The following is a 9146-nucleotide window of genomic DNA, read 5'->3' as shown; positions in this document are numbered from 1 at the left end:
AGCGCGGCGCGTTCAGGAAACGAGGATCTCGAGAAACGCCTCTTCTTCCTTCAAATCGCGCAGGCCGGCGATGTCGACGACGATGGTGACGCCGTCGCGGCTCTTTGCGGCTTCCATGGCGCTGATCTGCGCGCGGACGTCGGCTAGGCGTCGCTCGAGTCGGTCCGGCGAAATCAGGCCCAGGCACACTCCCATCATCATCCCACCCCGGATGCTGAAACGCTGTGAGCGTAGCGCAATCCGTGAGCCGCAGAGTGGCGCGGCGGTGTTCTTCACAAGGCACTTTGTTATCTCGGAATCCGTTGAAAGAGCATGCTGCGCCGCGGTCGAACGCGCCATTCGCGTGCAGGCCGGCTGACTTGCGCTGCTTGCCTGCGAGAGCACGCAAAGGCGCGCCTGTCCGTGGCCGCGGAACGGCCACCGCCGATCGACGTTGTCCCCGCAGAAATCAACTGGAGGACAGAATGATCAGTCGCACAATTCTCGCAGCTATTGTCGCCGCCGGTACGGCGGGTGCCGCGCTGGCCGAGGTGCAGGTCAAGACGCCGGGCGTCGACGTCAAAGCACCGGCCGGTGGCGTCGAGCTCGATATCGATATCGGCAAGACGCCCCCCAGCGACGCGTGGATCGGCCGTGCCGTCTACAGCGCCGACAACAAGCACCTGGGCGAGGTGTCGGGCACCGCCGGCGACAAGATCTACTTCGACATGGGCGGATTCCTCGGCATCGGTGAAACGCGCGTCATGCTCGACGACGACTCCGTCGCCAGCGTGAAGAACGACCGTATCCAGCTCAAGCTGACGGAGGCGGAGGCCAAGTCGCTGCCGCCGGTCGACGAGAAGGAAATCGCGCCGAAGTAACGAGTGTCGGCGCAACCTAGGCCTCGCATGGGGCCTGCCGAGGCCGTCCGCGGCACCGCGGACGGCCTCTCGATTTGTGAGCGCGTTGCCAAGAGTGCGGCCAAGAGCGCGGCGCCGCGCCCCACCGCCGCGAGGGAACGAATGGTCGACCCCATGTGTTGCGATCCTGCAAGAAACGCAAAAGGAGCTTTAGATGTATAAGACGCTCGCTGCCGCAGGCATTGCCGCGGCGCTGCTGTTCGCCGTCCCGCAGGGCGCCAGTGCCCTTCCCGGTCAGGGAACCGACGTGAAGGCTTCGTCGGACGTCGTGCAGGCCGGCTACAAGCATCGCCACTACAAGCACCGGCATTGGAAGCGCGGTCACCACCACCACAACCGCAACCGCTACTATCGCAAGCGGAAGGGCATCCACATCCACGTCCGCTAAGGTTCGCGTCACGTTTGAACTGGTCCCGGCTTCGGCCGGGACCTTTTCTTTTGCGCGCCGGCAGAGCTTTGCTTTCCACTAAATGGTTGAGCGGCGGCGCGTCAGCCGCGCCGCGCCGCCTCGATCGCCGCCACGTCAATTTTCTTCATCTTCATCATCGCCTCGAACGCGCGCTTGGCCTCCGCGCCACCGGCAGCCATCGCTTCGGTCAGCACGCGCGGCGTGATCTGCCACGAGATGCCCCACTTGTCCTTGCACCAGCCGCACGCGCTTTCCTGGCCGCCATTATTGACGATGGCGTTCCAATAGCGGTCGGTGTCGGCTTGATCGTCGGTGGCGATCTGGAACGAGAACGCTTCGCTGTGCTTGAACGCGGGACCGCCGTTGAGGCCGAGACAGGGAACGCCGGCGACGGTGAAGTCGACCGTCAGCACGTCGCCTTCCTTGCCGGATGGATAGTCGCTGGGCGCACGGTGGACGGCACGCACCGCGCTGTCCGGAAAGGTCTCGGCGTAGAAGTGGGCAGCGGCCTCGGCGTCCTTGTCGTACCAAAGGCAGATCGTGTTCTTCGCCATTGCGTGTCCTTCCGTTGCTCTGGTGAGAGATTACGGCACCGCCGAAAGCCATTCCGGCGGTGTGCGGTTCCGGGCAAGCACGGAGAATTGTGTAAACCTCACGGGCGCGCGGCGGAAGAGAGCGGGTGCCGCTAGCGGTGGCGGCGGCGTGGCGATGCGGGCGGCTCCGGCGGCACGAGCCCCATGGCGCGCGCCTCGGCAACGATCGATTTCAGCGCCCGCGCCTCCTTCGGCAGGCGCGAGTGGCGTGGCTTTGGAGAACGCGCGTGCAGGTCGCGCAGGTTGCGCAGTATGAGGCGCGCGTAGATGCTGGCCATCTTGCGCCGCGCCTTGGCGTGCTGCTCGTCGGTCATGACGCCCATGCGTTGTCTCGCTGCTCCTCGATGTGTTTAGCCGACGCCGCGTGCCCCGGGCGGATCGCGCCGCCGGGGTTCGTTGCGAGCAAGGGGCGCGGGGCGGGGAAACGCCGCGAGCTGATTTGTTTTTTTGAGCGGCACCTCGCCGCCCCGCGCAGGATTTGGGGCATACCCGCGGCATTTCAGGGGTTTCCCCCTCCGGGACTCTCACCCGGTGGGCGCGGCGAGCCTCAGGTAGTCGGGGCGCGCGTGACGCCACGTGTACCCGACACTGCAGCCCGCCCTCGATACAGGAACGCCTCGAGACCGACCCCTTGCGCGGGGCGGGATGGGGGGAACGTACGCGCGGACAAGAGCCCGGGGATTAGTTTGTCGCGATGGCGCGCTCAGGGAAGCTGGTTGGCGCCCTGGTAGCGGCCGAAGCTTGTCCGTCCGCCGGGGTGGAACAGCGTCACCTCGTAGATCTCCGGTTCGCCGCCCATGCCGGGCGATCCCGCGGGCATGCCGGGCACCGCGAGGCCGGTCGCCGCCGGTCGCTCGGCGAGCAGCCGCTTGATGGCAACGGCGGGAACGTGGCCTTCGATGACGTAGCCGCCGACCTCGGCGGTGTGGCAGCCGGCGAGTTCCGTCGGCACGCCGAGGCGCGTCTTGACCGCCTTAAGGTCGCTCGTCGCCACCTCCGTCACCGGAAAGCCTTCAGCGCGCAGGTGATCGGCCCAGCCGGTGCAGCAGCTGCAGGTGGGGTCCTTGTTGACGGTGACCATGGGGAGCGCGTCGGCGGAGTGCGTCGTGGCGGAGCGCGCGGAGTCAGAGTCGTCGGCACGGCTCAGTGGGGCGAAGCTGATGCTCGCGGCAGCGGTGATGAGGTGGAGCGCTGTGCGGCGTGAAACGGTCATGGCGGCCTCCCTGTGGGCAAGCGACGGAAGAAGAGTAGGCCGGAATTTGTGGGGATTATCACGGTACGTCTTTCATCTCGAACATCCATCCTGCTGCCACCACGAGACCCGCGGCGAGAGCGAGGAACAATCCACCGAGAGCGAAGCCCCAACTTGCGCTGAAGTCAGGATACCAGACGAGGTTCAGGGGAAATACGACGAGGTCGCGCACGTGCGATGAAGCCTCGAAGATGTCCGGCCGATACATGTAGATCGTGCCTGGGAGGATCGTCACGAGCATCGGCACGAAGGCGATGAGCAGCGCTGTGTACGTATCGCTTGTCCATAAGACAATCAGATTGACCAAACAAATGAGCAGGATGGTCCAGCCGAGCAAGGCAAAATTGGCGCCGGCCAAGGCAGCCAGTGGGTAGGCAAGACTGGCCGCTTGCAATGCAAGCCAATGCGCAAGGGCACCGATCACGAACAGAGCAACCACTACTAGGAGAATGGGAACCAGCTTAGCCCAGAGATATTCCCCGCGCGTCAGCGGCTTCGACAAGACAAGGTCGAGGCGTCGCTCCTCCAACGGCTGCACGTAGATGTTCAGCATGTCGAACACCCCGATCCAATAGACGAAGAAGAACAGCCCGGCCATGTCATTGGCCACGGCGATCTCCGGCCAGGCGGGAAGCAGGAAGACACGTTGAAAGAAGCGGAAGACGCTCTCTGGAAGCGTCGGCAGCCAGACCGCGAGCACAACGCCCATCAACGCCATGCAGACGATGACGACCACGTGACGCCAAGCGAAAGCGCGCGCAAGCTCGGCGCGCAGCATTGAAGCGAACATCGCGTGCGAAGCTGGGCGAACTCCCACCTCTACCGGTTGCTCCGAGACGACCATCCTCAGCCCTCTTCGAGGGCGCGCGTGGCGATCCGGCGACCGATCAGGACGGCGATCAGGCTGAACCCGAGCAGCGCCAGAACAGGAAACGCGATGTCGCCAACATGGTAGTCGCCGATGCTGCCAATAGGCAGGATGCCGAGAAAGAATGGGTTGAGAAGGCTTGCGGTCCGATAGGTAGGATCAATGAAGCCGAGGAAGGAAAGGCCGACCAGACTCCCGAGTACCGCGAGGCTCACCAGCATGGCCGTGAGCCTGCGCTTGAAACTGACCGCCATGACCGCAGAGAACGCAACCCCGAACAGCGCGGCGAACAGATGCACGCTACTCAGCGCCAGGAAGTCGCCGACATCGAACCCCGTAACGCGCCAAGGGAACGTCAGGAGCGCACCGGCGCTGACGACCACATAGAACGTCGTGAGCGCGGCGGCGGCGGCCGCAACCTTGACCGTGAAATAGTCAGCGGCGCGGATGGGCTTTGCCGCAAGCAAGTCGAGCGTGCCGCGTGCCCGCTCCTCGGCGATGATGCCACCCGCGAGCAACGGCCCGAGGATCACCGCCAGCTTGTTCATAGCCGCGTCGACCCACACGAACATGATCAGCTTGGCGTGCACGGACCCCGGCCCGAGCCAGCTCTCGATCGAATGCAGTACTTCCGGCGGCGGCTTCGCCATCAGGAAGGGGACGACGGCGACGGTGTAGAGCAATGCCGCCCAAATGAGCACCGCCAGCCGCGTGTGCATGATGCGGCGATACTCCTCAACGAGGAACGGCCAAAGTCGGCCAGGCGCAGCGCGCTGAGCAAGCTCAGATATTGGCGTTGCAATGCTCACGTGGCGGCCGTCACGAGCGCGAGGTAGAGATCGTCCATCTGGTGTGCGCCGTTGGCACGCTTGAGATCGGCCAGATCGCCGTAGGCGAGCAGGCGCCCATGATGCAGGATGGCGACGCGCTCGCACACGCGCTCGATGTCGCTCAGGATATGCGTTGAGAACAACACGGTGACACCGCTCTCGATGGCCAGCCGCCGGATTAGAGCGAGCGTATCATGCCGCCCGATCGGATCGAGACCCGCCGTCGGTTCATCGAGCAGAAGCACGCGCGGCTCGTTTATGAGCGCCTGCGCGAGCCCAACCTTCTGCGTCATGCCGGATGAGAACGTTCCAAGCCGACTATCCGCGACGTCCCCGAGATCGAACTGCTCGAGAAGGGCCGTGATCCGCTTTTCAAGCGCTGATCCACTGTGGCCAAACATGGCGCCGATGTAGCGCAGGAAGTCGCGCGCCGACATGTCCTTGGGCAGCGCATACTCTCCGGGCAAATATCCGGCAACGCGGCGAATGGCGAGGCTCTCGGTCACGACATCGTGCCCGAGCACGCGGGCGCCGCCACCGGTAGGGCGCAACAGCCCCAGCAGCGTGCGGATCGTCGTCGTCTTGCCGGCACCGTTGTGGCCCATGAAGCCGAAAAGCTCGCCCCGCCGCACGGCGAACGTCACATCATCAACCGCGAGCTTTTCCCCGTAGGACTTGGATAGATGAAGAACCTCAATCGCGCTGTTGTCCGACATGCGCACCAGCCCCAGTGATCGCTAGTCCTCGCTTATACAATCGCCCCTTGCCTCATCTAGATTTTTTATGCGCCCATAGTGATGTTAGGCCATGGGTCATTCGCCTGTTCCTTTGGCTCAAGCCAAAGGAGTTTGTCGCCGAGTACTGCATAAGGCAGGAGTTGGACAAGTGGCGGGAATTACACCGAAACCGCGGCGGGTCGGCGCGCCGCCGCCCGATGCCGACGCCCTTTTGGCGGCGCCTGCCGTGGTGCGCTACCTTGCTTCGTTTGCAATGACCGCCGTCGCGACGGTTGTGGCTGTCGGTGTCGACAGCCAAGTAACGATCCCGAACCTCTCCCTCGTATTTGTAGTACCGGTGGTCATCGCCGCCACTAACTTCGGCTTGGGCCCGTCCCTCTGTTCAGGGATACTTGGTGCGCTCGCCTTTAACTTCTTCCTGACTGAGCCTCGCTACACACTGGTCGTCAACGACGCGGCAAACATTTGGGCGATTGGACTGCTCTTTGTCATCGGGCTTATCGTGAGCGGCGTTGCCTTCACCTCCCATCGGAGGGCGGCAGAGGCGGCGGTCTTACGGAGGCAGGTGACTGTGTTGCAAGACTACAGCCGCGACATCATCGCGGCCGACAATACGAAGGCGGTCGTCTCAATCACTTCCCAAGCTCTTGCAACGCTCTTCCATGTTCCTGTCGTTGTGATGCTCGTTAAAGAGGGCAAAGTAGTTTCCCTCGAGCGAGTCGGAGGCGTAGAGCCGCAGGAGGCCGAACTCGAGGCTGCCCGATCGTCGTTGGCAACGAGAACTGTCGCGCGCGCCGGAAGCTACCCGGATTTCTCCTCACGCTTTGACTTCTGGCCTGTGGAAACGGCGGCGGGCACAGGTGCCATCATCGGACTCGCATTTGACCCCGACGAACGTCCTTCGGCGCCAAGTACGTTAGTCGACATCATTGGGAGTATTTTGGCTCTCGCGCTCGACCGCCAAGATCTCCAGATTGGGCGCGAGGCTCGGACCGCAAGTTGAACCGGAGGACGCGACGGAAGTTACGCGCAAGGAGGAGCGGGGCCGTCACCCGCCGCCGTGCGCCTGCGCCGCCTGCATCATGTGGAAGACGAAGCGCTCGTAGGCCTCGATGAAGCGCGCGTCGTGGATCTCCTCGATGCGCTTCAATAATCCGTTCTCGACCCAGCCGTGGAAGCGCACCTTGATGTCGAGCACCTCGCCCGTCTGCTTGTGGCGGTAGACGCCGTGCACGAGGCTGCGGCTGTGGTCCTCGCCGTGCACCATGCGCTCGAGTGCGAAGGTGGTGACGTCGAAGGTGTCGAGCAGAAGCTGCAGGCGGTCCTGGACGTCGGTCTTGCCGACGGCGCTCATCGCGTAGGGCACGCTGATGCCGTCGACGTTGACGATGTAGGTGATGTCGTCGGTGAGGCAGGCGAGGAAGGCGTCGAAGTCGCCCGCCTCCCAGGCGCGATGGGCGCGGGCGAACACGGCGCGTTGCTCTTCCAGCGACACGGGGTCTGCGGCTCCCTGACGGATGCAGCCTCAAGTTGAGTCCGTGATAGCGGGCGCCCGCGCCGGCGCCAACGCTGAACGTCGCCCGGTCAATATTTCGCGGGAGCGTGCGCCTTTGCGGTCACCGGCGCATTGGCCGGCGCAGCGGCTGAACCTCAGCGCTTGGGGTAGGCGGTGAACACGTAGTCCTTGCCCGCCACGATCGTGTGGCAGGCGAACCCGCAGGCGGCGCCCTCGCCCAAAGGCGTGAACGTGTCGGTGGCGTCGTCGAAGTTGAACTGGGCGTAGCCCCAATTGCCGCTGTCGGCGAAGCGCTTTGAATCGCGCACCATGAAGTCGACGTCGTGCAGCGCGCCTGCCACCTTCGTCGGCGCCGGTGCCTCGGCGCTCGTCTCCGGCTTCCAATGGATCTTCGCCATCTTCGAGCCGTCGGGGAACGGCTTGCCGTTGCCGGGCGCGCCGGCGCGGTAGGCCTCGATCATGATGGGGTTGGCGAGGATCAGGGCGAACGCCTCCTCGCTCAGGCTGACGGAGACGGTCTGCCAGTCCTCGTAGCCCTTGAACTCGGCGAAGGCGAGCCCGCCAGGGACCTGCAGGGTGTACTTGTCGGGCGCGGAGATGGCCGAGCCGGCGAAGGCGGCGAGCAATCCCGGGATGATCAACATCAGCACGGACGGCATGCGTGACATGGCGTACTCCTGCACGATGGACGCGCGATAGTGGCATGGCGGAAGATCGGTTGCCAGACGATCGCGCCCGACGTTCAGGTCTGCAGCGTCACGCCGGTAAGCATCCGGCGCGGTTTCCCGGTTCCGTGCGCCGCAAATCGATAGAATTGCGCGGGGGTTCGAGCTTGGTGCTGCCCGAGTGGAGGATCTCATGCGTGGCTATCTATCGAGTGTGGCCCTGGGCCTTGCGGCTGCCTTAGCAGCATCGATGCCGGTGGCGGCCGAAGACTTCAGCTTCATCGCCGGCAAATACGCCTTGGATCCGGAGGATTGTAAGCTGCTCGGGAAGGGGAAGCCCTTTTCCAAGGAGCTGGTGGGGGCAATCTCGCAAGAGGTGCTGACACCGGAGGGGATCACGAGCCCGCGGGAGGTGCATTGCAAGTTCCGCTCCTCCTCGGCGGCGGATAATGGCTGGACGGTGAAGGCGGACTGCGAGGAGATGGGCGCGGCCGAAGCCTACGAGCTGGCCGTGACCTCCGCGGCGGACGGGGCCCTCGCCGTCGTGAGCGAGGACGTCTACGGCCCCGAGCCGCTGGTCTTCAAGCAATGCAAGTGACTTAGGCGGCTGGCGCACGCTCGACACGCCTGCGGCGGGCGCGGTCGCGTGACCGCCGACGGGGCGCCTGATAGAGTGCGCCACGGCCGGGAGACGCTAAGGGGCCAACCGCCGTTATCCAAGGACCCGTGCCCATGCCGTCATGCTGGAGACGAAACGTCCTCGCGGCGATCGCTGCCGCGGCTATGCATGTGCCCGCACCAGCCTGGGCCCAAAGCTGCGACCAACTCTGGCATGCGCGCAACAGCATCTTCGCGGCGGCAGGGCACTGCTTCAAGACGCCGCGCGCGGTCGCGGTGTTCGGCACGCGCTGCCACCCGCCGTATGGTCAATTAACGGGAGCCCAGCAAGCCCGCGTCAACTCCATCACGGCCCAGGAGCGGCAGCTCGGCTGCGACAGCGGATCGTCGGGGCAGGATGCCCAGGTGCCGTTACCGCCACAGCCGCCGGACACGCAGCAAGGCGGGGGCGCTCCCGACCCTCGCTTGAACGAGGCGGCCTCGGTCTGGGGTGCCACCAAGGACACCAACAGCGCCGCCGTGCTCGAAGCCTTCGTCTCGCGGTTCGGCGACACGCCCTTCGGTGATCTCGCCCGCGCCCGCTTGGACGAGGTGAAGAAGTCGGCCGCCGCAAAGCCCCCTCAACCGCAATCCGAGGCAAGCAAGCCCCTGGCGCCGAAGCCAGAGCCCGAAGCGACGGGCGAAATGTGCCCGAAGTACCTTCCGAGCGTCGGCCGCACCGTGCAGGCGCCGTGCGAGCGTTAGGCCGCTAACCTCGCG

General features: G+C 64.8%; 14 protein-coding genes. 5 read left to right on the top strand and 9 right to left on the bottom strand.

Features of this window, described 5'->3' with window-relative positions; all coding sequences use genetic code 11:
- Positions 1–12: 12 nt before the first annotated feature.
- Positions 13–276 (bottom strand): hypothetical protein, encoded by a 264-nt coding sequence (locus tag GIW81_RS18895; protein WP_154738069.1) that lies wholly within the window; start codon positions 274–276, stop codon positions 13–15.
- A 188-nt stretch (positions 277–464) separates the two neighbouring features.
- Between GIW81_RS18895 and GIW81_RS04210 the strand changes: the two genes are divergently transcribed.
- Both GIW81_RS04210 and GIW81_RS04205 read left to right on the top strand, forming a co-directional pair.
- On the top strand, positions 465–860 hold the full coding sequence (locus GIW81_RS04210) for a hypothetical protein (protein WP_154738068.1): 396 nt from the start codon (positions 465–467) through the stop codon (positions 858–860).
- Between the two features lie 193 nt (positions 861–1053).
- Positions 1054–1287 carry a hypothetical protein gene (locus tag GIW81_RS04205; protein ID WP_154738067.1) on the top strand — a complete coding sequence of 78 codons (234 nt, stop codon included), beginning with the start codon at positions 1054–1056 and terminating at the stop codon, positions 1285–1287.
- Between the two features lie 101 nt (positions 1288–1388).
- On the opposite strand, the gene GIW81_RS04200 is transcribed toward GIW81_RS04205, so the two are convergent.
- From GIW81_RS04200 to GIW81_RS04175, 6 genes are all read right to left on the bottom strand, one after another.
- Entirely contained in the window at positions 1389–1862 is a 474-nt protein-coding gene (locus tag GIW81_RS04200) for a VOC family protein (RefSeq protein WP_154738066.1), read from the bottom strand.
- A gap of 131 nt (positions 1863–1993) precedes the next feature.
- Positions 1994–2224 (bottom strand): hypothetical protein, encoded by a 231-nt coding sequence (locus GIW81_RS04195; protein ID WP_154738065.1) that lies wholly within the window; start codon positions 2222–2224, stop codon positions 1994–1996.
- Between the two features lie 380 nt (positions 2225–2604).
- Entirely contained in the window at positions 2605–3114 is a 510-nt protein-coding gene (locus GIW81_RS04190; RefSeq protein ID WP_154738064.1) for a DUF411 domain-containing protein, read from the bottom strand.
- Positions 3115–3172: 58 nt separating this feature from the next.
- Entirely contained in the window at positions 3173–3931 is a 759-nt protein-coding gene (locus GIW81_RS04185; protein WP_210251901.1) for a hypothetical protein, read from the bottom strand.
- 68 nt (positions 3932–3999) lie between these two features.
- Entirely contained in the window at positions 4000–4740 is a 741-nt protein-coding gene (locus GIW81_RS04180) for an ABC transporter permease (RefSeq protein ID WP_154738062.1), read from the bottom strand.
- Between the two features lie 86 nt (positions 4741–4826).
- Positions 4827–5567, bottom strand: coding sequence for an ABC transporter ATP-binding protein (locus GIW81_RS04175; protein WP_154738061.1), 741 nt, complete (start codon positions 5565–5567; stop codon positions 4827–4829).
- Between the two features lie 169 nt (positions 5568–5736).
- Here GIW81_RS04175 and GIW81_RS04170 point away from each other — a divergent pair, with 169 nt between their 5' ends.
- Positions 5737–6591 carry a DUF4118 domain-containing protein gene (locus tag GIW81_RS04170; RefSeq protein ID WP_324614883.1) on the top strand — a complete coding sequence of 285 codons (855 nt, stop codon included), beginning with the start codon at positions 5737–5739 and terminating at the stop codon, positions 6589–6591.
- A gap of 45 nt (positions 6592–6636) precedes the next feature.
- Here the strand turns inward: GIW81_RS04170 and GIW81_RS04165 are convergent, their stop codons facing one another.
- Positions 6637–7083 (bottom strand): nuclear transport factor 2 family protein, encoded by a 447-nt coding sequence (locus GIW81_RS04165; RefSeq protein WP_154738059.1) that lies wholly within the window; start codon positions 7081–7083, stop codon positions 6637–6639.
- 155 nt (positions 7084–7238) lie between these two features.
- Complete coding sequence (locus tag GIW81_RS04160) at positions 7239–7772, bottom strand: cytochrome P460 family protein (RefSeq protein ID WP_154738058.1); 534 nt, start codon at positions 7770–7772, stop codon at positions 7239–7241.
- Between the two features lie 190 nt (positions 7773–7962).
- On the opposite strand from GIW81_RS04160, the gene GIW81_RS04155 reads away from it, so the two are divergent.
- Together GIW81_RS04155 and GIW81_RS18965 are read left to right on the top strand one after the other, a co-directional pair.
- Positions 7963–8367: a hypothetical protein gene (locus GIW81_RS04155; RefSeq protein WP_154738057.1), complete on the top strand. Its 405-nt coding sequence runs from the start codon at positions 7963–7965 to the stop codon at positions 8365–8367.
- Positions 8368–8558: 191 nt separating this feature from the next.
- A complete protein-coding gene (locus tag GIW81_RS18965; RefSeq protein ID WP_229309074.1) occupies positions 8559–9131 on the top strand; it encodes a YARHG domain-containing protein in 573 nt (190 codons plus the stop codon).
- The last annotated feature ends 15 nt before the right edge of the window (positions 9132–9146 follow it).

Origin of the sequence: Hyphomicrobium album (assembly GCF_009708035.1) — a bacterium.
GTDB classification, from domain to species: domain Bacteria; phylum Pseudomonadota; class Alphaproteobacteria; order Rhizobiales; family Hyphomicrobiaceae; genus Hyphomicrobium_A; species Hyphomicrobium_A album.
This window is presented reverse-complemented; position numbering and strand designations above follow the sequence as displayed.

What these genes read in the sequence shown, in the direction of transcription:
- GIW81_RS04180 (WP_154738062.1), bottom strand. Translation starts at nt 4,740, where the DNA reads ATGCACACGCGGCTGGCGGTGCTCATTTGGGCGGCATTGCTCTACACC.
- GIW81_RS04155 (WP_154738057.1), top strand. Translation starts at nt 7,963, where the DNA reads ATGCGTGGCTATCTATCGAGTGTGGCCCTGGGCCTTGCGGCTGCCTTA.
- GIW81_RS04205 (WP_154738067.1), top strand. Translation starts at nt 1,054, where the DNA reads ATGTATAAGACGCTCGCTGCCGCAGGCATTGCCGCGGCGCTGCTGTTC.
- GIW81_RS04195 (WP_154738065.1), bottom strand. Translation starts at nt 2,224, where the DNA reads ATGGGCGTCATGACCGACGAGCAGCACGCCAAGGCGCGGCGCAAGATG.
- GIW81_RS04185 (WP_210251901.1), bottom strand. Translation starts at nt 3,931, where the DNA reads ATGCTGCGCGCCGAGCTTGCGCGCGCTTTCGCTTGGCGTCACGTGGTC.
- GIW81_RS04160 (WP_154738058.1), bottom strand. Translation starts at nt 7,772, where the DNA reads ATGTCACGCATGCCGTCCGTGCTGATGTTGATCATCCCGGGATTGCTC.
- GIW81_RS04175 (WP_154738061.1), bottom strand. Translation starts at nt 5,567, where the DNA reads ATGTCGGACAACAGCGCGATTGAGGTTCTTCATCTATCCAAGTCCTAC.
- GIW81_RS04190 (WP_154738064.1), bottom strand. Translation starts at nt 3,114, where the DNA reads ATGACCGTTTCACGCCGCACAGCGCTCCACCTCATCACCGCTGCCGCG.
- GIW81_RS04210 (WP_154738068.1), top strand. Translation starts at nt 465, where the DNA reads ATGATCAGTCGCACAATTCTCGCAGCTATTGTCGCCGCCGGTACGGCG.
- GIW81_RS04200 (WP_154738066.1), bottom strand. Translation starts at nt 1,862, where the DNA reads ATGGCGAAGAACACGATCTGCCTTTGGTACGACAAGGACGCCGAGGCC.